Origin of the sequence: Sneathiella marina (genome assembly GCF_023746535.1) — a bacterium.
GTDB lineage: Bacteria > Pseudomonadota > Alphaproteobacteria > Sneathiellales > Sneathiellaceae > Sneathiella > Sneathiella marina.
The window spans coordinates 1,328,945-1,351,901 of record NZ_CP098747.1 but is presented as its reverse complement, the minus strand read 5'-3'; the positions used below and the strand labels follow the sequence as shown (position 1 = coordinate 1,351,901).

General features: G+C 47.5%; 23 protein-coding genes. 6 read left to right on the top strand and 17 right to left on the bottom strand.

Translation table 11 applies throughout. The annotated features are described in order from the left end of the window. Positions 1-2 precede the first annotated feature (2 nt). The 13 genes from NBZ79_RS06465 to NBZ79_RS06405 all read right to left on the bottom strand — a co-directional run bounded on the left by NBZ79_RS06465 (position 3) and on the right by NBZ79_RS06405 (position 10,240). Positions 3-1,676, bottom strand: coding sequence for a glycosyltransferase family 2 protein (locus tag NBZ79_RS06465; protein ID WP_251936561.1), 1,674 nt, complete (start codon positions 1,674-1,676; stop codon positions 3-5). Next, entirely contained in the window at positions 1,673-2,053 is a 381-nt protein-coding gene (locus NBZ79_RS06460) for a 3-hydroxyacyl-ACP dehydratase FabZ family protein (RefSeq protein ID WP_251936560.1), read from the bottom strand. Before NBZ79_RS06460 ends, NBZ79_RS06465 begins: the two co-directional genes overlap by 4 nt. Positions 2,054-2,079: 26 nt before the next feature. Further along, positions 2,080-3,375 (bottom strand): AMP-binding protein, encoded by a 1,296-nt coding sequence (locus tag NBZ79_RS06455; RefSeq protein ID WP_251936559.1) that lies wholly within the window; start codon positions 3,373-3,375, stop codon positions 2,080-2,082. Between the two features lie 60 nt (positions 3,376-3,435). After that, on the bottom strand, positions 3,436-4,008 hold the full coding sequence (locus NBZ79_RS06450; protein ID WP_251936557.1) for a COG4648 family protein: 573 nt from the start codon (positions 4,006-4,008) through the stop codon (positions 3,436-3,438). Beyond that, complete coding sequence (locus NBZ79_RS06445; RefSeq protein ID WP_251936554.1) at positions 3,989-4,237, bottom strand: acyl carrier protein; 249 nt, start codon at positions 4,235-4,237, stop codon at positions 3,989-3,991. Before NBZ79_RS06445 ends, NBZ79_RS06450 begins: the two co-directional genes overlap by 20 nt. Further along, complete coding sequence (locus NBZ79_RS06440; protein WP_251936552.1) at positions 4,234-4,503, bottom strand: phosphopantetheine-binding protein; 270 nt, start codon at positions 4,501-4,503, stop codon at positions 4,234-4,236. The genes NBZ79_RS06445 and NBZ79_RS06440 overlap by 4 nt, the downstream gene beginning before the upstream one ends. Next, complete coding sequence (locus tag NBZ79_RS06435) at positions 4,496-5,317, bottom strand: lysophospholipid acyltransferase family protein (protein WP_251936549.1); 822 nt, start codon at positions 5,315-5,317, stop codon at positions 4,496-4,498. The genes NBZ79_RS06440 and NBZ79_RS06435 overlap by 8 nt, the downstream gene beginning before the upstream one ends. Then, a complete protein-coding gene (locus tag NBZ79_RS06430; protein WP_251936547.1) occupies positions 5,262-5,996 on the bottom strand; it encodes a beta-ketoacyl synthase chain length factor in 735 nt (244 codons plus the stop codon). Before NBZ79_RS06430 ends, NBZ79_RS06435 begins: the two co-directional genes overlap by 56 nt. Positions 5,997-6,011: 15 nt before the next feature. Beyond that, positions 6,012-6,422, bottom strand: a complete 411-nt coding sequence (locus NBZ79_RS06425) for a hypothetical protein (RefSeq protein WP_251936544.1) — start codon at positions 6,420-6,422, stop codon at positions 6,012-6,014. 168 nt (positions 6,423-6,590) lie between these two features. Further along, a complete protein-coding gene (locus tag NBZ79_RS06420; protein ID WP_251936541.1) occupies positions 6,591-7,385 on the bottom strand; it encodes an N-acyl homoserine lactonase family protein in 795 nt (264 codons plus the stop codon). Positions 7,386-7,394: 9 nt separating this feature from the next. Continuing rightward, positions 7,395-8,087, bottom strand: a complete 693-nt coding sequence (locus tag NBZ79_RS06415; protein WP_251936538.1) for a GntR family transcriptional regulator — start codon at positions 8,085-8,087, stop codon at positions 7,395-7,397. Continuing rightward, entirely contained in the window at positions 8,084-9,109 is a 1,026-nt protein-coding gene (locus tag NBZ79_RS06410) for a Gfo/Idh/MocA family protein (RefSeq protein WP_251936535.1), read from the bottom strand. The genes NBZ79_RS06415 and NBZ79_RS06410 overlap by 4 nt, the downstream gene beginning before the upstream one ends. Continuing rightward, positions 9,110-10,240: an isocitrate/isopropylmalate dehydrogenase family protein gene (locus tag NBZ79_RS06405; protein WP_251936532.1), complete on the bottom strand. Its 1,131-nt coding sequence runs from the start codon at positions 10,238-10,240 to the stop codon at positions 9,110-9,112. 154 nt (positions 10,241-10,394) lie between these two features. On the opposite strand from NBZ79_RS06405, the gene NBZ79_RS06400 reads away from it, so the two are divergent. The 3 genes from NBZ79_RS06400 to NBZ79_RS06390 all read left to right on the top strand — a co-directional run bounded on the left by NBZ79_RS06400 (position 10,395) and on the right by NBZ79_RS06390 (position 13,632). After that, positions 10,395-11,432, top strand: coding sequence for a TRAP transporter substrate-binding protein (locus NBZ79_RS06400; protein ID WP_251936529.1), 1,038 nt, complete (start codon positions 10,395-10,397; stop codon positions 11,430-11,432). A 170-nt stretch (positions 11,433-11,602) separates the two neighbouring features. Further along, positions 11,603-12,166 carry a TRAP transporter small permease subunit gene (locus tag NBZ79_RS06395; protein WP_251936527.1) on the top strand — a complete coding sequence of 188 codons (564 nt, stop codon included), beginning with the start codon at positions 11,603-11,605 and terminating at the stop codon, positions 12,164-12,166. Next, entirely contained in the window at positions 12,166-13,632 is a 1,467-nt protein-coding gene (locus NBZ79_RS06390; RefSeq protein ID WP_251936524.1) for a TRAP transporter large permease, read from the top strand. Before NBZ79_RS06395 ends, NBZ79_RS06390 begins: the two co-directional genes overlap by 1 nt. Before the next feature lie 45 nt (positions 13,633-13,677). On the opposite strand, the gene NBZ79_RS06385 is transcribed toward NBZ79_RS06390, so the two are convergent. Both NBZ79_RS06385 and NBZ79_RS06380 read right to left on the bottom strand, forming a co-directional pair. Next, positions 13,678-14,313, bottom strand: coding sequence for a DUF1684 domain-containing protein (locus tag NBZ79_RS06385; protein WP_251936522.1), 636 nt, complete (start codon positions 14,311-14,313; stop codon positions 13,678-13,680). Positions 14,314-14,408: 95 nt separating this feature from the next. Then, entirely contained in the window at positions 14,409-16,859 is a 2,451-nt protein-coding gene (locus NBZ79_RS06380) for a GcvT family protein (protein ID WP_251936519.1), read from the bottom strand. Positions 16,860-17,027: 168 nt separating this feature from the next. On the opposite strand from NBZ79_RS06380, the gene NBZ79_RS06375 reads away from it, so the two are divergent. Next, a complete protein-coding gene (locus NBZ79_RS06375; RefSeq protein WP_251936516.1) occupies positions 17,028-17,729 on the top strand; it encodes a helix-turn-helix domain-containing protein in 702 nt (233 codons plus the stop codon). A gap of 90 nt (positions 17,730-17,819) precedes the next feature. Here NBZ79_RS06375 and NBZ79_RS06370 read toward each other — a convergent pair whose 3' ends face one another. Next, a complete protein-coding gene (locus tag NBZ79_RS06370) occupies positions 17,820-18,794 on the bottom strand; it encodes an MBL fold metallo-hydrolase (protein ID WP_251936514.1) in 975 nt (324 codons plus the stop codon). A gap of 197 nt (positions 18,795-18,991) precedes the next feature. Between NBZ79_RS06370 and NBZ79_RS06365 the strand changes: the two genes are divergently transcribed. Then, entirely contained in the window at positions 18,992-20,341 is a 1,350-nt protein-coding gene (locus tag NBZ79_RS06365; RefSeq protein WP_251936511.1) for an NAD(P)H-dependent oxidoreductase, read from the top strand. Positions 20,342-20,359: 18 nt separating this feature from the next. On the opposite strand, the gene NBZ79_RS06360 is transcribed toward NBZ79_RS06365, so the two are convergent. Continuing rightward, positions 20,360-21,991 carry an acetate--CoA ligase gene (locus NBZ79_RS06360; protein WP_251936508.1) on the bottom strand — a complete coding sequence of 544 codons (1,632 nt, stop codon included), beginning with the start codon at positions 21,989-21,991 and terminating at the stop codon, positions 20,360-20,362. A gap of 193 nt (positions 21,992-22,184) precedes the next feature. On the opposite strand from NBZ79_RS06360, the gene NBZ79_RS06355 reads away from it, so the two are divergent. After that, positions 22,185-22,934 (top strand): dienelactone hydrolase family protein, encoded by a 750-nt coding sequence (locus tag NBZ79_RS06355; RefSeq protein WP_251936506.1) that lies wholly within the window; start codon positions 22,185-22,187, stop codon positions 22,932-22,934. Positions 22,935-22,957 lie beyond the last annotated feature (23 nt).

Genomic DNA, 22,957 nt, shown 5'->3' with positions numbered 1-22,957 from the left:
CATCATTTTTTTCCGTTACTTTCCAGCCAAAAGTCAAAGAAGTTATACCATTGGTCTGGATATTGAAGGCATTTTTCTTCTAAAGCTTTGACATACTCTATGATGTATTTTCCTGCTGCCACATCCCGGTTCTGGCGCGGTAAAATTATCTGATCTGTAAGCTTATCGAAGTAAATCCGAAATTTTTCACCGTCCCGAACGCAATTCATAATATATACCGGAGATTTGAGGAGAGATGCAATAATTACAGGTCCTTGAGAGAAGAGAGCAGGAGAACCCAAAAAATCGACAGAAATTGTTCTCTTGTTCCCGGTCACCGGGATACGGTCCCCGGCAATAACAATCCAATCCCCTCTGTCCAGTCTCTCGCGAAGCTCGATTAACGTTCCTGGGCCAATGTCTTCAACTTCCATCACATCAACTGCTGATGCCGGATTATAAGCCGCAAGTAAGTTGTTAAATCGCATTGCATGCTTTGTATGGGCGAAAACCGTGATTTTATTCGCGCCTCTTTTCTCCGCCAGTGCGCGACACACCTCAACATTGCCAAGATGAGAGGTGAAAACCACAATTCCTGTTTCCGAGCTCGCCCGACGGTCCAGTTCTTCCATATTATCAATGGCGAGATCCTTGATTTTTATGTCCCCCAACCAGGCGGATATTTTATCGAGGGCCATTTTCCCAAAGGAACGATAATGCAACCAAAGCTGCCATCGGGTCGGCGACCCCGAAATATTTTTCTGTTTATAAATTCGCTGCCAATATTGTGAAGACGCCTGTCGTTGGACGCTTCCGGTCAGGAAAAAGTAAACCAATATGGGCTGGATTGCGTACCAGCTTAGTCGTGAACCCAGCAACGTATATAGGGCGAACACGATCTTCAAGCCCCAGGCGGCCCCTCGTTCATTGATCCTTGCCCAATGTTTGCTGCTTTCTGGCGGGGCGGGCCGGTTTTTCCAAACCGTTGGAAAGCGTCTGAGCATGCCAAGAACCAAACGCGTATGCATCTTGGTAATCCGCCAATTGTCCGCAACCAGCCTAAAATTTGACGTATTGTCATCCGGATAAGTAACCTCTACCGGCAGCATCCGAATTGGGGTTCCCTGCCAGCACATTCGAACCATAATTTCGGTATCGAAATCCATATAATGACCGACAGTTTGCTTTTCTACAATTTTCATGGCCGGCCCGAGTGGATAAACCCGATACCCGCACATGCTATCTGGTATATGGGTTGACAGAGTTTCAACCCATACCCAAAGATGCGTGAGCCATCGCGCCAATTTTCGGGATATTGGAATGGTTTCATCATAGACCGGAAGGCCGCTGATAAGCGCGTCAGGTTCTGATTTGGACCAATCCAACAGGCCCGGCAAAGAGTTTAAGTCATGCTGGCCGTCAGCGTCGATTTGGACAGCATGTGTATGTCCTGCATTGAGGGCCAATCGAAACCCTTCTATAACAGCACTTCCTTTGCCGGCATTCGTCTCAAACCTTCGGACAGTGACGCCATTTTCAGGATTATGCAGGCTTGCTAAATGCGATTTGGCGGGTTCAACACTCCCGTCGTCAATAATAATAACCGGCACGCTCTGCCCACGGATTGCTGCGACCACCTTATCAATGTGTAGATAGTGGTTATAGCTGGGGACAATCGCACAGGCTGAAAACGTCATTTCGGGCTAAGTTCTAGGCAACCGGACGAGCATTTATTCTCGCCCTGTTTAAATGCAAAGAAAACACGTCGCTTTTCAGGTTGCAATTCTAAGGTGAGGCAAAGCCGGTCACCCGGCTCAATCAGATTGGTAAATTTAATTTGGCTAAGTCCAACGATAGTCCCTAAATTACCAAAATATTTTGCTGACAGTCGCGCAGCCCAATCCAATTGCGCAACGCCGGGAAATATCGGTTGTTCCGGAAAATGTCCTTGAAACTGAAATAATTCCACGGACATCAATATATCGACTTCAACCAAATTTCCGTCTCGCAGCACCGATAATATTTCAGGCTCCGTTTGACTGTCCAACCAGTTCGTTGAAGAGGGCTTTTCCATAGTTTCACACCTTAACGCGGGATTAGTCAGCCCTCAAACAGTTCATCGATTTCTTTTTGAACGCGTTTTCCCTGACTGTTGAGAGGCAGCCTCTGAACAAATCTCCAACGCCGGGGCAAAGCTGCAGATTCAAGATACATATTCAAAAAATGCCGTAAATGGCGGTTAAGTCGAAACGGTCCAATTTTCTCATGTAACTGCCAGCCCGCTTCGGTGAGTTCTATGGCAGCCGCCAATGATGCGCGTTCATCGTTAAGAACCACGGCAATTGCATCGGCGATCAAATCAGAGCGCAACAGATATTTTTCTATTTCCGCCAATGAAATCCGTTTTCCCTCAATTTTTACAAACTGGTTTGCCCGGCCAATCAGTAGAAATCTACCATCTTCAAAAAGCTTCGCGATATCATTGGTTTCCGCCCAATCCCGTTTATCGGTGTATTTGGACTTAACGCTGAGCTTACCAATCTGATCGATCCTGACTTCCATGCCCAATAGGGGACTGAACGGCGTTGTCGCTGTTTCTTGCTGGCGAAAAGCGATACCACCCGTTTCAGTACTGCCGAATATTTCAGTGGGATATGTACCAAATATCTTAGCCGCATTTCGAGAGGATTTGAAATTCAACGGACCACCGGCGGAAAGTATCATTAGGGGATTTTGATTGGCTGACAGAGGATCAAAGGGCGGGATACGGGACAGATGGGCCGGGCTGGAAACAAAACAGCTTCGTGAAGGTGCCTGAGCAATCAGTTCTTCCCAAATTTCGAACCTTTCCGCATAAAAGGGACGACCAGCGCATAGCGGCCAGAGCACTCTGAAATACAAACCATAAATATGTTGATGGGAAACCGTTCCTAAAGTCGCAGCTGCCGATAACATTTCTCCCCAGTTTTTCTGTAAAACAACCAGTTCTTCGTCAATCTGGAAAAGAGTTTTCGGTATTTTCTGCGGTGAACCGGTGGAACCTGACGTGAAGAATTCGAGCCAGCATTTTTCCGGGTCAAGTTCTTCGAAATTGAACTGGCCGCTCGCGGCTCCCCCAATTTTTATAAAATGGGGATTGTCCCCATATGTGGTATCGCTCAGATGCGGGCAATCTCGTGTGACGAAGTTTATCAACATCCCGGAAAGATTGTTGGGAGGAATAACAATGCGGCAGTTCGCATACAATGCCGCAAAAAAACCAACGGCGCAGCTATAACTGTCTTCGGTGGACAAGACGACACGCGCCACGCCTTGTTCCTTCAGCCGGTGAATTGTCGCAACAATGTCTGTACGGAAGGTGGCAAAATGTTGCGCGCCGCCATTCAAAACGGCCACAACAAAATCGTCTGGCCTGCCGGATGCCAAAAGTGTTGACAGAGGGAAAAATTGCACTTCTTAGCTTACTTTCTTTTGTTTAACGAACAAACGAATAATGAACTCAAACCCAAACATCAAGCCGATTAATATATATGAAATAAATCCATTATAAATAGTCCATAATTCCAGCGATCCATAAACAGCAGTCCAGGCAGAAACAGCACCATTGGCAACAAAAAACACCACCCATGCGATCGTTACCTTCTGGGTGTAACGGACGCCCCGCGCGTCCAAATCCGGCTCTCTTAAGCGAGCAATTCTCTCAATGATGGTCGGCGGGTATAATAGCGAATACCCAAAGACCATTGCGAAAGAAATATTCATAAGAATGGGATAGGACTTAATTGCAAGGCTGTGGTCAATCAGGAAAAGAACGCCTGTCATGGCCAGAACTAAAGAAAATATCAGGAACTCAGATTTCTTCCGTTTTTTGCTTAATAGCATTCGCACCAGTAAAAATACGATCAAGCCCAACCCAATAATCCACGCAGGGAGAGTTTTCAGGCCAAAATAAACAATAAATGGATATGAAAAGGTTACCAGAACAAGGGCAATGTCCAGGAGAGGTGTTTTAGTCTTCCAATAACGCATAAACGCGGTCCACGACGTCATCGACCGTTCGCACCGTCTTGAATTCTTCAGGTGGTATTTTCTTATTGGTCAAATCCTGCAGTTTGACGACCAGATCGACTGCATCGATGCTGTCTAGATCAAGATCCTCATACAACTTTGCATCCGGGGTTATATTTTCTGCGGGCACCTCAAACAAATCCCGAAGGTATTCGCTTAAACTATTATATACTTCTTCACGCGTCATCATGCGCTCATTGCCTTCCTTTCAGAAGAGATGAAAATAGCAAGGCTTCGGATGGAAGCGAAATGTTCTTTTACATCTTCATTCTGTGCGTTTATTTTTACGCCATAGGTTTTCTGAATCTCGACACCCAATTCAAGTGCATCGATTGAATCGAGGCCGAGCCCATCGACAAATAACATTTCTTCGCTTTCAATCTCCTCTGGAGTAATATCTTCCAGGTTCAATGTCGAGATAACAAGTTTCTTAATCTCTAGTTCCAGCTCATTCATAACTTAGCTTTCTACCATAATATTGTTCAAGTTCGTCTGTTAATCTGCGAACTTTTATTGACCGCGGTTCATGCCGCAGATAATCGCTCATGTCCAGTTGTTCGTCAAAAGTAATATCAAATAATGACTGCCGTGACGGAATATCATACCACGGACTTCCTTTCGCTAAGGTTGACGGATCGCATTTTATTGTCACCAATTGTATCGGTGTCGAAAAATAAACAGCTATATTAGCAAATCCCCTTTGAAATTTTACCCTTTGTCCCGGCACTGTTCTCGTTCCTTCAGGAAAAATAAGAATATTTTGTCCCATTTCCAGCGAATTCTTGCATTGATCGAGTAGAGCTTGAACGTCCCCATCATTTCGAATATATCCGGCTGCGCGCATGACGCCGCCCAGAAACCTATTCTCCCAAAGCTCGTATTTAATGATGCATTGTACGTTTGGCATCTGGGACATCAAAAAGACGGTATCCAGTAAGGAGGGGTGATTGGCAACTATGAGCGCCCCGCGGCATTTGTTCAATTTTTCGACTGCGTAAAATCGGGAATTGATAACACCGCTGATACGCAGCATGTAAACGAAAAGCCGAAAAGTAGAGTAAATTACATGACGGACACGCTTAATCCGCAGGTTCCTGTCTGGCGTAACGACAGCAATAATTTTGAACACAACCAATGTCATAAACAAGCCGCCTAACCCGAAGCTGGCGAATGCAATGCCGGTTCCTGCTAACCGCCAACAATAATTAAGGCGCCTATACATGATTGTGGCACGACCATTTACCCTGGGCGCCGGTCCACGACCAGTCATCAAGACCGCCAATCATAAACTTTAGAAAACTTGCAATGGGATCATCCTGTCCAGCGGCTGCCCGCCCACCGGCAAAATTCAACGTCAAATGATTTTGTGCCGGGTTTTGCGATGTAATCACCAGAGCCAGTGCACATTGCCTAACGGAATGATCCTGGAAAGGTGTGTAGAATTCCGGCAATACATCATCGCAATGAATCAGCATAACTGGCTCATGCGGATTCTCTGCCAGAAGCCCTAGCGCCTCTACCAATCCCATGCAAAAACTCTCTGATCCCGCAGCAATCGCCGTTTGAGATCGAACATTTTTTGTGATAATTGACAGCATGCCAACAAGAGAATTATGAACCGACATTCCAAATCCGGTTGGAGAAATTGGCTCGTCCACAGCCATCGTCTGTAATAGCTGCAGCATTTGCAAAACATTTCCATAACGAGAGCTAAAGACAATCCGGGTCGTATCAGCTTGTCCTGCATCCAAGGCCACTCGCAAGGCCATCTTTCCTAGCAAGGAAAGACGCCGGCGCATACCGGCAGGGAGATCCCGAACGTCCGGAATTCCTTCGGCCCTAGGGAGTTCCTGACGGTCACTGTACCAGTCCCTCCAAGCCTCGGGGCTCTCTAACCCCGGCGCCCAGGCACTCCAGCTATCGATCGAGAACCCCAATTTATCCTGCATCAAACCTTTAGCCTTCTAGCTCGCATTCAGCGTCGCTCGATACATTTCCTTGTTTATGTCCTGCTCCAGGGTTTTCACCCATCTATTGTAATTTCGGTGAATCTTGGAGCCATCATAAAGTAGATCCTGGCTCGAGACATAATCGATTGAATAGGACTTGTTTGAATATTTGATATCAACGACTGCTTCATGCGTTCTCTGTCTCAATGTAGCCTTGATGAGACCCGGGCTAACATCTTGAACCTGCCAGCCACGCCCAGTTACTGCCACCTTGATAATTGCCTCTATTTTCGATGCCGGCGCATCTTGTAACGCCACCGGTACAGCCATATCATTTACGTTGTAAACAGGTTGTAGCCTGCCGAAACATCCGGTCAACACTGCTGCTAAAAGCGCGACCATCATTACTCGTAATAGTATCTTCATCAATTTTCTCCATGGGCAAAAAAACACAACACAAAAGGATATGCCACCCCATGTTATTTAATGGTACTATTTTTTACAACCGTCGCGATTTAATAATTCATCTTTTCTAGATCAATTTCGTATTATATTTTTCAGCAATATTCAGTGCGAAACGGTACCGCCTTCAGCTCATTCGGTTGTATCAGCATGCAGCATTACAATCTCGCCATTTCCCCCTGGAATAGCCGGGTACCATTTGCGCGTCAGCGGATCATGCCCCGGTATTATATGCTGATCTGAATCCGCCAATCTTCTTAAAATATCATACCCGGCCAGGGTTTCCTCCATATCGACAACGATAGGAAATGGTTTTCCACTCCTGTAGTTCTCATAATAATGGCTAGAATCAGAAGCAAGAACAACCCATCCACGGCGAGTACGTACACGAACACATTGCTGGCCCCGCGTATGTCCACCAATCAAGTGGACTTCAACACCCGGCGCGATTTCCCGAGAGCCATCGCAAAATTCTACATTCCCCAGATACAAGGATCGGATAACTTCGCATATGTGATCCTCGGAAAACGGAAAACGCAGGAGGTCATGGCACATGCACGGGCCGGTTACATATTCAAGTTCAGAGGGTTGCACATAAAGTTTCGCATGGCGAAAATCAGCAAGGGATCCAGCATGATCATAATGCATGTGGGTTACGACGACGTCATCAATAGTTTCCGCCGGAATGCCGAAATCAGCTAGTAGGGAAACCGGGTTGTCCATGATAGGCCGATTACGGCGTTTTGCCTCATCCTTGTCATATCCTGTGTCCACAAGAATGGTTCGGGTTTCATTTTTAATGATCCAGATAAAAAAATCCATTGGATGCTTTGATGCATGGTCATCATCCATAATGAAGGAGTCTTTGCGCCAGCGATCAATCCGATCAGCATAACGGATCGCAAATATTTCCCACGTATCACTCATATTATTCCCCTACAGAGCCTGCAAACCATGCTTGGCTATTAATTGGACCAGTGTCTCCGCTGCCCGATCTCGATGTTTCTTATGTATTTCTCTAGCTTTCTCAGGATCTCTATTCCGGATCGCCTGAACAAGATTACGATGTTCACGGTTGGAGGCGATTGGCTTCTCCCGCATTCTCAAGGTTACTTTTCTCGCACGATACACCTGATCCCAAAAGGTCGAAATGACCCAGATAAGCCGCTTGTTGCCCGAATAACTCACCAGCAATTGATGAAAATCATGGTCCGCATCAGCCCAGGCGTCAAGGTTATCTTCCTCAAGAGCCTTATCCATAACCTCAACGCATCCACTGATGCGCGTTAATTGCTCGTCTGACAATCCCCTGGCTGCCGCTAATTCGGCGGCCATGGGTTCCAGTTCTGACAGCAAGGCATATATCTCAGTCATATCTTCCGGAGAAATCGGCAAAACAGTTATGCCGTGCCGTGGCCGAATTTCCACGAAACCTTCTGCCTCTAACCGACGAGCAGCCTCGCGTACTGGTGTTCGGCTCATACCCAGCAATTCAGCTAGCTCCCGCTCAAGATAAAACGCTGCCGGAACAAGTTCATTTTCCATTATGGATCGCTTCAGCGTACGGTAGGCCCGCTCTGTCTGGGAGTTATATTGGCGGCTACCACGATCTACATTATCGCCCTTCACATCTCCACCCTGCATCTTCTACCGGTCAAAGCCGATTCATAAATAAGATTTTCGAGAACCAGATTAGGCAAATAGTTTTCCACAGAATTTTCAAGCTCTCCCCGACCCAGGCAAAAGTCGGCAATATGCTTTTGAAAGTTAAAAACACAATCCCCTCCAAACCCCTTAAGCCCAATGTCATAGTCAATTTTTTGACCCTCTTTCTCTCCCCTGTTACGAAGAAAAAGTTCGGCATCTCCATTAAGTGTAATGGTCGCCTTTGTTCCTTCCACAACAAATTCCCCCATTGTCAGACGGTGATTGTCCGCGGAATGATCCAGCAGCCGGTTTCCATCAAATACAGCCCGCTGCCCGTCCGCATATCCGAAAATAAAATATCCTGCATCTTCGCCCGAAATTTCAGGATTTAGTCTTCTTAAATCACCATATATTGTTTGTGGAATTCCAAACAAAAATCGAAAGACATCGATCCAGTGAATTCCCGTCTCATGAATGAGAAATCTTTTCATATTCCGAAAATATGGCTGCCGATCAAAATAAGCGTCAACACCCGCCCCATCTCCGGGGCGTAACCGGAATTGAGCTTGCAAAACTTCGCCAAGCTCTCCTGAACAGATAATCGATTTTATTTTTCGATACCAAGGCTGGAAACGAAAGTTCTCGTGGATCACCAAAGTCGATTTTGAGCCTTTAACCATTTCGGCAATTTCTTCAGCTTCGCTCAGGCTAACACAGAAAGGCTTTTGACAGACGATCATTTTAACCCCATTTACCGCGTCACGCAAAATCGTGCGATGCGCAGAAGGTGGCGTTGCAATATCAAGTATATCCAACTGATTTTCTGACAATAAATCTTCTGCTGACCCATAAAGTTTAATTTCCGGCAATTCCGATGCGAGGATTTCGCGCCGGCTTTCGTCCGTTTCCGCGATGGCGAGTAAATTTACCTCATGGAGCCGTTGCCAGGCATCGATATGAAACCTGCTAAAATATCCTGCGCCGATAAGACCTACTTGCAACATTCAGCTGGCCTCCGGATTTCCGTCAGAACCGTTTGACGGAAGCGCCTCCAGGACGGCTAAAGCGCATTCCTCCGTACCAAGCTGGCCTCCCAAATCACGGGTTAATCCTCGCTCATTCGCCAGAACGCGCGTTACTGCGTCGTCAATCCCCTGACCACATTCGATCAGCTGCGGTACGCCATGCTGATGCCCCAGCCAAGTCATCATCATTCCTGCGGATAGAATCATTGCGAGCGGATTTGCGACACCTTGGCCGGCGATGTCCGGCGCACTGCCATGGCACGGCTGGAATACCGCATGATCATCGCCAATATCGGCGGACGGCGCTATTCCCAAAGACCCCATAATTCCAGCACCGAGGTCGGACAGAATATCCCCAAACATATTTTCGGTGACAAGAATATCAAAATCCCAAGGCTTTTGTACCATCCACATGGCCATCGCATCAACATACGCGGCATCCGAGATAACATCTGGAAACGACTTTGCACGCTCTTCAAAAATCGACCTAAAAAACCAAAAAGACCGGAATATATTCGCTTTGTCGACACAGGTCACTTTCCCAGGCCGCCCCTTCTCCGCCGCTCTTTGCCGGGCAAGAGAAAAAGAGAAATCAAAAAGCTTCTCGCTGGTAGAACGTGTAATCTTCAAAGTTTCTGTAGCATATTGATCATCAACGACTTTTCCGTCATGCATATGGGCGAACAAGCCTTCTGTTGATTCACGAACAAGGACAAAATCAATGTCTTTGGCGCGTGGATCGGAAAGCGGACATTTTGCCCCCGGGTATATCTTGACAGGACGCACACCAGCATAAAGATCGAGGTTAAATCTCAAATCGACCTGAGGCCGGATCTCGGTCCCGTCTTTGTATCGTACGTCGGGTAATCCAATCGCCGAAAGCAAGATTGCATCAGCCGCTCTTGCACGATCCATGGATTCTTTTGGTAAAGCCGACCCTGTATCCCGATAATGTCCCGCCCCAGCAGGCAAAAACTCGAAATCCAGTGAAAACCCCTCGTAGTTAGACGAAGCCGATTTTAAGATTTCCAGTGTTGGCTTTGTAATCTCCGGTCCGATTCCATCGCCTTCAAATACCGCTATTTTGAAACTATTGCTTAATGTACCCATCGTTCATTCGTCCAGTATTTGTGCCGTTTGCCAAAATCCGATTTATTAGAAAATTGGGATTTTCGGATTATTGACAGTGCCTTTTTTTACGTATACGTTGTTGCGTGCTAAAAAAGCAAGTACGGATTTATTTTCCGAAATATTGGGAGGAATTATGAAAAAATTATTGGCAGCAGCCCTGCTGAGCGCGTCCATTGTTGGTGTTGGTACACCGGCATCCGCGGATAAAGTTAAACTCAACATGCCATCGACGTTTCCTGGCAGTCTGGTCCAACTGGGCCAAGCAGGTGTCCGTTTCCAGGATACTGTCAATGAAATTTCCGGCGGTGATATCGAAGTAAAATTCTTCGAACCAAAAGCCCTTGTCCCGCCGCTTGAAATCTTTGACGCAGTTGCCAATGGCTCCGTTGATGCAGGTTGGTCAGTCGCTGGCTATTGGGGAAGCAAGAACTCTGCCTTCAACCTGTTCGCGGCCGTTCCTTTCGGCCCAGCCGCTGGTGAATACATCGCCTGGATGTGGTATGGCGGCGGAGAGAAAATGATGAATGACCTGTACAATCCGTATGGCATTCAATCCTTGGTTTGTGGCGTGATCGCGCCGGAAGCGTCTGGCTGGTTCCGTAAAGAGATCAACTCTCCTGAAGACCTTCAAGGCCTGAAAATGCGTTTCTTCGGTCTGGGTGCAAAGGCCATGCAGAAACTGGGTGTAGATACGCAGCTTCTTGCAGGTGGTGATATCTATCCGGCTCTGGAACGCGGTACGATCGATGCGACAGAATTTTCAATGCCTGCCATCGACCAAAATCTTGGCTTTTATAATATTGCCAAGCATTACTATTTCCCAGGATGGCATCAGCAGTCCACAATTCAGGAATTGCTCGTCAACAAGAAGACATGGGATGGTATGACCGATCAACAGCGGGCAATTATCTCCACCGCTTGTAAAGCCAATGTTGCCGTACAACTGGCGGAAGGTGAAGCGATTCAGGGTAAGGCTCTTGCAGAAATGGCCGCAGCCGGTGTGACAATTCATCAATGGTCTCCGGAAATGCTTGCCGCATTCTCCGGCGCCTGGGATGAAGTCGCAGCTGAAGAAGTAGCTGCAAACCCGGATTTCGCAAATGTCTACGGAAATCTGACAGAATTCCGCAAAGGTTACGCTCAATGGAAAGACCTGGGATACCTCAAATAAAGGTTTCCTAGATTGATCTATCTAATGATGCCCGCCGATACTTTTCCGGCGGGCATTTTTAACTAGGGAGTTATTGTGACAGTAGAAGATACCAAAACCAGCCGAAACTACTTGCAGATCAAATAAAATACTGGTGGTATCTTGCTTAAAACATTCTGGGAGGGATGATTATGGAGACTTTATTAGGCTTCAGCCGTTTGCTTGACAGGTTTTTGGGAACCGTTGCAAAATTCGGTGGCTGGGCTGGAGTGATTCTAGTCGTTGTTGTTTGCTATGACGTGGTCGCGAGATATTTCGGTGTCCCAAAACCATTTGGCCTCAATTCTACAATGATCCAAGAGTCGGAATATTGGTTTCATTCCTACCTAATTGTCCTCGTTATTGGCTACGGTTACATCCGTCAGGCCCATGTTCGAATAGACCTCCTGAGAGAAACCCTGTCCGACAGCAAGAAATACTGGATAGAGTTTTGCGGGGTTATCGCATTTCTTCTACCTTATTCAATTCTCGGCATTTGGCTTTCGCTTCCCTACACTATTAACTCCTTCAATCAAGGCGAGATTTCTAAATCACAAAATGGCCTCAGCAATATCTGGATGCTGAAAGGTGGCCTTGTAATATTGTTCATACTCTTGCTTTTAGCCGCGATTTCTCAACTTATTAAATCCTATGCTGGCATTCGCGGGCAGCTGCCACAAGAAATGAAACAAATGACCATTGGAGGAGATCACTAATGGATTTCGTGGAACTCCTCCCCGTTTTCATGTTCGGGGCATTGGCAATTTTGCTTTTCTCCGGATATCCCGTCGCTTTCATTCTAGGGGGTGTCGGCCTTGCCTTTGGCGTCATTGGCATATTCTCTGGCGAGTTTATGTTTATTCAGTTCCGTTCTTTGCCTTCCCGAATATTTGGCGGGATCATGGAAAGTCTGATTTTGACAGCAATACCCATGTTTATTTTTATGGGTACCATGCTCGAAAAATCCGGAATCGCCCGCGACCTCCTCAATTGCCTGCAAGTTTTACTCAGACGTGTTCCCGGTGGACTAGCCCTGGCTGTTACCTTGATGGGGACCATCCTTGCAGCAACAACCGGTATCATTGGCGCCTCGGTCATAATGATGTCATTGCTGGCCCTCCCGGTGATGCTGAAACGAAACTACGACGCTGAGCTCGCGACAGGGACCATTGCCGCTTCGGGCACATTGGGTATTTTAATCCCACCGTCAATTATGCTGGTCATTATGGCGGATCTGCTGAGTAGGTCTGTAGGTAATTTATTCGTTGCCGCTGTTTTCCCGGGTTTGATTTTGTCCGGTCTGTATTTTGCGTACATTGTTATCAGATGTACAATCAATCCATCGCTGGCCCCTCCCCTGCCCAAGGACATTGGTCCGCAAACGACTATGGGTGTTCTGGGAATGGTTCTACGGAGTTTCGTGCCGCCTGTAATTTTGATCGCCTGCGTTCTCGGCTCCATTCTAGCTGGCCTAGCAACACCTACAGAAGCGGCCGGCGTTGGTGCCTTAGGGGCAATTTTGCTTGGTCTTTTTAACTTGGTTTTATTGCCGGCCATGGGTGTCAAGGAACTTCATTTTGACGGAGAGGCTGATTCCAAGCTTGAAAGCCATGCCGCCCCTGGCGGAGTGAGCGCTGAGCTAAAGCATTTTTGGGACACTTTAAAAGATGTCGTAGAAAGAACTGCTCTCACCAATGCGATGATTTTCGGTATTTTCATTGGCGCGACGCTGTTTTCATTCGTCTTCCGCTCTTTGGGTGGAGACGATCTTGTTATTGACGCGGTTGAAGCGCTTGGACTTGGCTCTTGGGGGCTTCTTTTCCTGATCATGGGGCTAGTGTTCATCCTTGGGTTCTTCTTTGATTGGATCGAAATTACACTGATTGTTTTGCCGGTTTTCGCGCCGGCAATTGCCCTCCTGGATTTTGGCGATCATGTTGCGAAGTTTGAGGTTACCTATTGGTTTGCCATATTGCTGGCAGTTAATTTGCAGACATCATTCCTGACGCCGCCCTTTGGATTTGCGCTATTCTATCTCAAGGCGGTTGCGCCAAAAACAGTGAAGATTCAGCAAATTTATCGCGGAATTATTCCATTTGTGATGCTTCAATTAATTGGCCTGTCACTTGTGGCGATTTTCCCTGAAATAGCCTTGTGGTTACCGAGACAACTCCTTAATTAGCGAGCTTGGCTTTATACATATAAGTTCAGCCAAGCTAGTGTTGAATTATGTCACCTGTCGATCCCGTTTTTCGCCAGCACTTATAGCCTCGTAAATTTTGTTTTCAGGTGGCGAAAGCGGGCAGACATACGCAGCATTCATAGCGCAAGATGGATTATAGGAAAAATTGAAATCCAGTATAAGTCGGCTATCTGGATCTAAGCCCAGATCCGCCCCTTTTATGGCATCAATAATATATCGGCCCCCACCGAAGCTGGTGTCCCCATTGGATTGATCCTGAAAAGGGATAAATAAGCCACCGCCATATCCTAATATCCAAAAGACCGTGAGTTCCGAACCCAAACTTTCCTCAAGGCCACAGGTTTTTGCCACGCTTTTATACGTCATGACACCATCCGGACCTAGGTCTACAGCTGTCGTAATGGGCACAACAGGGCGAAGAGTAACACTATATCTGAATGCTGGATCATAAGAAAAGACGTTTATCTCTTTGAACTCGCTTCGTTTTTCCACTGGCACCGGCGACATGGCATGATGCTTGAAAAGCCGAGATCTTGTCTCGTGCCAGAGTTTCCAGGCGGCCACCGGGTCGTCCATCAATCTTATCCTGGCATATAAATCGTTGATCTGGCGTCGCCAATCAGCCAGTTCTCCCATTCGTAACGATCCAAATACAGTCATGGTCAAAAATCCGATTACCTAAACACACATGATTTAATACTTAGGCACCAATCTACACAGGATTTGAAATAACAGACTGTGATTGTCGTACGAAATCAGGACTTTACCTTGAGCATTTTTGGATCATATAGAGGCTGCAGTGATGGGCTCGCGGAGAAGCGTTCTCCCGCGATTTCAATCTCATAATCCGCCGATAATATACAGGCTGCCGTTGTATCCCCGTCGGGACAGTCCACATACGCAAAGCCCAATGACGCCTTTAGGGTATGTCCATACATCGCAGAAGTGATATGGCCTACCATCATTCCATTTCGATAGACCGGCTCGTTATGGTAGAGTAATGGATCGGAGTCATCCAGTTTCAACAGCACTAACCGCCGATTTAACCCCTTTTCCTTCTGAGCGAGTAACGCATCGCGGCCGATAAATCCACCTGGTTTATCCATCTTCACAGCAAAACCAAGGCCGGATTCAAGGGGTGAATCTTCATCGGTGATGTCGTGCCCCCAATGCCGATATGCTTTCTCCATTCTGAGCGAGTTTAAGGCATGATAACCTGCATGCATGAGACCGTGGTTCTTGCCTTCTTCGACAATCACATCATAAACATCCTGCACAAATTCCATTGGGATATACAGCTCCCATCCAAGCTCTCCCACATAAGTTATTCTTGAAGCGCGAACACGTGCGTAACCAAGGTCAATTACTGCGCTGGTCCCAAATGGAAATGCCTCGTTGGACATATCGTCCGGCGTGAGGCTCGCCAGCAATGCTCGTGAATTAGGACCCATTATCCCAAGTACCGCATAGGCTGATGTCATATCTGTCGCGATAGCATGCGCATCTTCGGGTATATTACGTTTCAGCCAGCTAAAATCACGAACTTGCGATGTACCAGACGTGACGATCAGATAATGATCCGTCGCCAAACGCGTCACGGTCAGGTCCGCCTCAATCCCTCCGTGATGGTTCAGCCATTGTGTATAAACAACTCTGCTGATATCGACATCTATATCGTTGGCACAAATTTGATTTAATACCCGAGTTGCATCCCGTCCCTGCAGCTCAAATTTCGCAAAAGATGTCTGGTCAAACAGGCCAACTTTTTCACGTACCGCTTTATGTTCTGCTGCGCTATGTTCAAACCAGTTCTGGCGGCCGTAGCTATATTCATACTTGGCTTCGACACCTTCAGGCGCGTACCAGTTCGGACGCTCCCAGCCAGCCAGCTCCCCGAAACAGGCTCCGGCATCATTCAGGCTGCTATGTAAGGGTGATTTTCTAACACCTCGAGCGGATTCAACCTGACGAAACGGCCAGTGCATGGCATAAAGAAGACCGAGAGATTCAACCGTGCGATCGCGCAGGTATTTTCGATTGGTTTGAAAGGGCATCATCCGGCGGATATCCACATCCCACAAATCCATTGGCGGATACCCATCCAAAACCCAGTCCGCGAGAACACGCCCCGCCCCGCCAGCGGATTGGATACCAACAGAATTAAAGCCGGCTGCTACAAAGAAATTCTTGAGTTCCGGCGCCTCTCCCAGCAAATACCGATCGTCGGGCGTAAAGCTCTCGGGACCATTGAAGAACAGCTGAATACCGGCTGTCTCCAATGCGGGCAGACGCTTCAATGCCAATTCGAGAACCGGTTCAAAATGGTCCCAGTCATCCGGCAATTGATCAAATGAAAACCGCTCCGGAATTCCGTCCATTCCCCAAGGTTTGGCAATTGGCTCAAAACATCCTAACAACAGCTTTCCGGCGTCTTCCTTATAGTAGGCATAGGCGTCAGGGTCGCGAACAACCGGCGCGTTAGCGGCCAGCCCCTCCATGGGATCGGTCACAATATAAAAATGCTCTGCCGCGTGAAGCGGAACATTAACGCCTGCTTTGCGACCTAATTGATGACCCCACATACCGCCGCAATTGATAACGATTTCCGCGTTAATACGTCCCTGATCCGTGACCACACCCGTCACACGTCCTCCCTCTTTGAGAATATCCGTAACTCCGACACCTTCAATTATATTGGCACCTCTCGACCGGGCGCCTCTGGCCAACGCCAATGTGATATCGACTGGATTGGCTTTGCCATCCGTTGGAAGAAACAAGCCACCAATCAAATCCTCTGTGGCTAGGAGCGGCCATAAATCCTTTATTTCAGATGGGGATATCATATGAGATTCAATCCCAAAGACAGTCGCCATGGAGGCGGTCCGTTTTATCTCTTCCAAACGGTCAGTATTAGCGGTTACAAACATTGAGCCGGTCTGTTGAAACCCGGTCGCCTGCCCTGTTTCCTCCTCGAGACCCGCATAGAGCTCTGCGGTGTATTTCGCGAGCTGTGTCATGTTGTTGGTCGCCCGCATTTGACCAATTAAGCCTGCGGCATGCCAGGTGGTACCACAGGTCAGCTGGCTGCGCTCAAGAAGAACGACATCTTTGCAACCGCGTTTGGTTAGATGATAGGCGACCGAACATCCAATGACGCCCCCGCCAATGATTACAATTTGCGATTGCTCGGGGAGTGTCTTTGTCATGATGAAATTCTCAAGCCAAGAAAAATAAAAGGAGCTTCGGCGTTCAGCCTATTTTACAAATATTATTCTAAAAATGAAATATTTCTAGTTTTTTTTAGTTATACTAATATAATTTCAAATTATTTGAACGTGATATAATATGCCGATAAAGTGGAACCGCCTAGGAAGTTGGCGCTGCAAATTGGTACCAATGCAATCGCAATTTTGGCTGAGGCAACTTACCCGAACATTAACATGAAAAAATCAACTTCGAGAAAAATTGGATTTGCTCCCCAACAGGAAGCAATCGTTGAGAACACCAAATCCGATATACCTGCTTCCATCGGCGAGCAGATCCGTCAGCTACGTAAAGCAAAAGGTTTGACAATTTCTGATCTTGCGTCACGAATTGAAAAATCCAATGGGTATATTAGCCAGATTGAACGCAGTCTTTCAGGTGTATCTATTTCAAGCTTGCAAAAAATTGCCGGCGCACTGGATGTCCAAATAAGCTGGTTTTTTCAGGGCCAGGGAATAGCACCTGCTGAAGAGCGTGATTTAATCGTCCGCGTTCATAACCGCCGCGTTCTGGAATTCAACCCAAGAGGCATAACAGAGGAGTTGCTTTCGCCAACATTAACCGGCCAATTCGAAATAATCCGGACTATTTTTTCACCCGGCGCCTCTTCAGGAGAGGATGCTCGCACACGAGCGGATGAGGAGGCAGGTGTTTTGATAAGCGGGTCTCTGGATATCTGGATAGGCGATAAACAATTTCATTTGAATACAGGCGACAGTTTTTCATTACCTGCCGGCGGACATCATCGGTGTGAAAATAACGGAGACGTTGATGCCGAAGTTATTTGGATAATCAGCCCGCCGACTTATTAGAATATTTTTATACTGGAAACGGACCGGGTTTATTTAAAGAAACCAAGGGCTCGGCAGTTAATGCCGAGCCCTGATGCTTCTAAAGCACGCTTAGCATCCAGCAACACAGATTCCCGAGCTGTCAAATTCCATGACGGCCCCGCTTAACGGAATATGGACAGGTACTTTAACCGCTTTTTGAAACGCTTCTGTTCTCGTTCCGGGGAGAACCTTACCATCGCGCGTTGCTTCCTCATTTGCATGAGAAGCAATGACGGAGTTGGGTTTGACTAGCTCATTGATGACATAAGCCGCTTCTGTAGGGCCGGTTGTAAAGGTATCGCCAATATTTATAACAGCAAGTTTTGCATTATAGAAATTCCTGACGACCAGCTCCTGCTCTGCTGTGATGCCTGTATCACCGGACAAATAGACGGCCAAATCGTTGGAGAAACGTATGACAAAGCCCGTAGGCGGCCCAACATGTCCGCCAATGCCAGCGGCAGCCATCGCTTCACCGAGTTCCCCTCCTATAAAACTGGGAGACACACCGTTACTATGGACGGCTGGAACAGTTGCGATCTCCACACCGCCAATTTTTTTACTGCCACCGAAGCGAACCAAAAGAGAGTTTTTCGGATCCCCTCCCAGCGCCTTTAGCTTACCTCCGAAAAACAGCGGCATTTCGCTTCCGGTTACTATTTTGGCATTTTTTTCAAGCAATATATTAACAACATTCGTGTTGGGGACAGCAGCAACGGACAGGTCCGGCTTCGCGCAGCTACCTGCATTTGGTTCCGCATTATGGCGAGAACCCACATGGTCACCATGCATATGACTGATCAAAACAACATCAATTTTCCCCAATCTCGGGTCCCCAGGTCCAGCCACTGTCATGCCAGGGTCATACAGCAATCGCGTTCCATCTGGATCTTCAAACAACAGCGCACGATCCAACCGGCAAAACTCGCCTTCCTGCCCTCCCAAAGGCGTAACCTTGACGTTAGTAGAATCTGCATTTGCCACCTCGGTACCGCCAATAGCAGCTGCCAACATAGCCAAGAAAAACGCAAACTTTCTCATCATTTCTCTCCCTTTACCAATATGTCCAGCGCCCAATTCACCCCAGGATACTATGGATTTTCTTGGTGCTGATGCGCAAGGTTAAGTTTTATTGAATGAAGGTGCCTTGAGTTTGAACATCGCTAGATAAGATAGCTTTGCGCCCTTTAGTTTGATAGATTTTGCGTTCAATCACAATAGTTGCCGACGAGGAGCAAACAATGAACCTGCACCATTTCCTAAAACAAAGGGCTGAGAATAATCGCCCGATTGGTGTCGCATTAATTGGTGCGGGAAAATTTGCGACGATGTTTCTCACACAAGCGCGATTGACGACTGGCATGCATATCGTCGGCATAGCCGAACTCGCCGTTACCCGTGGTCAGGCAGCGTGCGTGCTGGCCGGTTGGCCTTCCGAACAAATAGCCGCTCAAAACCTCGATGATGCCGCGAAAAATAAAACAACTTTTATCACCGAAGACGTTGATGCCCTGATCGCTCATCCGTCGGTGGAGGTTGTGATTGATGCAACCGGAAATCCCCATGCCGGTGTTGCCCATTGCCTGAAGGCGATATCCAATGGGAAACATATTATCATGGTCAATGTCGAAGCCGACGCACTTGCAGGCCCGCTATTGGCAAGAAAAGCCCAGCAAGCAGGCGTCGTTTATTCCCTGGCCTGGGGCGATCAGCCCGCTCTTATCTGCGAGCATGTGGACTGGGCCCGGGCTTGCGGATTTACGGTTACCTGCGCCGGAAAAGGAACCCGCTATCTGCCCCGGTATCATGAGCTAACGCCTGATACCGTCTGGGATACCCTGAAAGTCTATCTTGATGTAAACGAAGACAGCGACATCAATCCCAAAATGTTTAATTCCTTTCTGGACGGTACGAAGTCAGGCATCGAGATGACGGCCGTCTGTAACGCAACAGGATTAGTTCCCCAGGCGGATGGCTTGAGTTTTCCGCCAGCCAGCCGCTTCGACCTTGCCGATACCTTTAAGCCGCAAGATAAAGGAGGAACCTTAACCAGTAACGGTACAACCGAGGTAGCATCTTCCTTATTCCGTGATGGAACAGATGTACCAGCCCACCTGGTCATGGGTACATTTGTAGTCATTGAAGGAGAATCCGAGTATGCGCGGGAATGCTTCAAGCAATATCATATGCTTCCGGATAAAAGTCATCATTACGCGGCTCTGTATAGGCCAACGCATATGATAGGCATGGAGCTTGGTATCTCTGTCGCCGCCGCTGCCTGCCGCAATGAAGCAACCGGTGCGCCAATATGTTTTAATTCCGATGTGGTCTCGATCGCAAAGCGCGACTTGAAAGCCGGCGAAATTCTGGACGGTGAAGGTGGTTTCATGGTTTGGGGCAAGCAGATGCCTGCGGCCAGCTCCATGGCCACAGGCGGTTTACCGCTTGGATTGGCCTCAGGAATTCGTCTCAAGCATAGCATTGCGAAAGGCAGCCACCTCACCTGGCAAGATGTCGATATCGACGAGAACGATCCGACTGTCAGGTTTCGCCGGGAGATGGAAGCTGCCTTCGCGCTACCAAACATTTGAAACTCCAGGCTTTGCAGCCTAGTTTTCTTCCCTCAACTCCACCCTCCGAATTTTTCCGGAAATGGTTTTTGGCAATGCTGTAACAAACTCCATTTCCCGTGGATATTTATAAGGTGCAGTCAAATTTTTACAAAAATCCTGAATTTCAGTTTTCAAGCTGTCACTCGCCCGCTCAGGGTCCTTCAAAATGATATATGCTTTAACAAGCTCACCTCGTGTTGCATCAGGCACACCAATCACGGCACTTTCAACAACGTCGGGATGTTCCAACAAGGCGCTTTCAACCTCAAAAGGACTAATACGATACCCACCTGAACTGATTAGATCATCGGCTCTTCCTTCAAACCACAGATAGCCTTCCTCATCGCGCTTTGCCGTATCGCCTGTGTAATACCATCCATGGCTAAAAGACCCTTTATCCGGCGCGTCACCCGTATAGTAACCATCAAACAATCCCGGCGGCCAGGATCCTCCGGTATTTACAGCGATATGTCCGACTTCATTATTCGGCAACCGGTTCCCGTCGTCATCAATGATATCTACATCAAAACCGGGAACTGGTTTCCCCATTGAACCATACCGGATTTCCATGCCTGGGAAATTTCCAACAATATTGATGGTCTCAGTTTGTCCATACCCATCCGCAATCACATTCCCCGTATGGGTTTCCCAAAACCGGATTACTTCCGGATTAAGGGGTTCCCCGGCCCCCAGCGAGCGACGAAGGTTGGAAAAATCGTAAGGTGATAAATCCTGTTGGGCAAACAGTCGGTAAACAGTCGGTGGGGCGCAAAAGGTTGAAACACCGAGTTCCTCGATCATTTTTAAATGAAAAATTGGATCAAAAGCTCCATCGCCATCATACAAAACGATTTTTGACCCTGCAAGTAAGGGCGGAAAAATTAATCCCCACGCAGCTTTGGCCCAGCCGGTATCCGTTAATGTCCAATGGACATCCCCGTCGCGAAGATCCATCCAAAAAAGTGCCGTCGCCGCATGCGCCAAACCGTAAGAAAAGTCCCGAGGCACCATTTTCGGCATAGACGTTGTGCCCGAAGTAAAATAAGCCATCATCATATCCGCCGCCTGCGTCCTGGGCAGGGAAGACCGATCTATTTCTGACGTATTTTCATCAATTAAATCTTCCATTGATAACCAACCCGGATAGGTGCCACCAACGACGATGCAATGTTCAATGCTGGGGCATTGATCGCGCACTTCTTCAAATTTTGGGCAATGCTCCGGTGTAACAACGATGAACCGGGCGTTCGATCGCTGAATGCGGTATGCCAAATCCTTCGCTGTTAGCAAGTTGGTGCCGGGCATGGAAATAGCGCCAATCTTCATGCAGGCAAATAACACGGTATACCAAGCTGGAATACGGCCGATGACAACACACCCAAAATCGCCTTTGTCAATGCCAAGGGCGACAAATGCGTTGGCAAGACGGTTCGAATCCTTTGAAAAGGTATCATAAGTTACCTCTTCAATTTTTGTATGGTCTCGCGAGACCGCAATAACTGCGACTTTTGTTTTATCCTCTGCTTTCTTATCAATAACATCGAAAGCAAAATTAAAATCCCCCGGAATATCCAGACTGTAAGATGCCTTGGCTGTTTGATAGTCCCTGTTTACCGCTTCTAGATCCATGCTATTTTCCCAATGTTGGCGCGCCCTTGATAAGAATTTCAACAGCCTACACTCTCTCCCACTTTTTTTTCAAGAAACATGACGAAATTGATGAAAGGAGGGGAAATATTATGTTCCGGGTTTGACGACGTCCGTTATCCGGGTACTGTATCAAAACACATCAAAATTACCTCACAATCAGAAAGCGGAACGCATGAAAGAATTCGAAACAAATATTGCCACTGTTGACGGGGACATGGATACTTTTGTTTGCCATCCAGATGAGGGGGGTCCTTTTCCCGCTGTCATTATGTACATGGACGCCCCGGGTATCCGTGAGGAATTGCGCGACATGGCGCGGCGCATTGGTACGGCGGGATACTACGTAATATTGCCAAACTTATATTATCGTTGGGGCCGCGAAGATAATTATGGCTTTGAGCGGGCACGCATCAGAGAAGATGAAAACGAGCTGCAGAAGATGTTCGATTTAATGAATGCCGCCACGACAGAAAAGATTGTTGCAGACACACGTCCGATGATTGATTTCATCGCAAATGACGCGGAGGCAAAAAAAGGCCCGCTTGGCGCTGTTGGATATTGTATGAGTGGAAAATATATTGTCGGAATTGGCGCCGCTTACCCGGCAGAGTTTGCGGCACTCGCGTCATACTATGGCGTGGGAATTCAAACCGAAGAAGCAAATTCACCGCATTTAGACGCGCATAAAATCACGGCCGAACTGTATCTCGCTTTTGCAGAAGAAGATGTCTATGTTCCTCCCCCGCTTCTGAAAAGTATCCCCGAAGAGATGGAGAAAGCAGGCATCAATTGCCGTGTCGAAATGTATCCCGGAACAGGCCATGGTTTCGCATTTCCGCAAAGGCCCGCTTATCACAAACAGGCGGCTGAACGGCATTGGGAGCGGATGCTCTCACTTTTCGAGAGGAATCTGAAATCCTAGCGGATCAGGTTTTGCCGGCAATG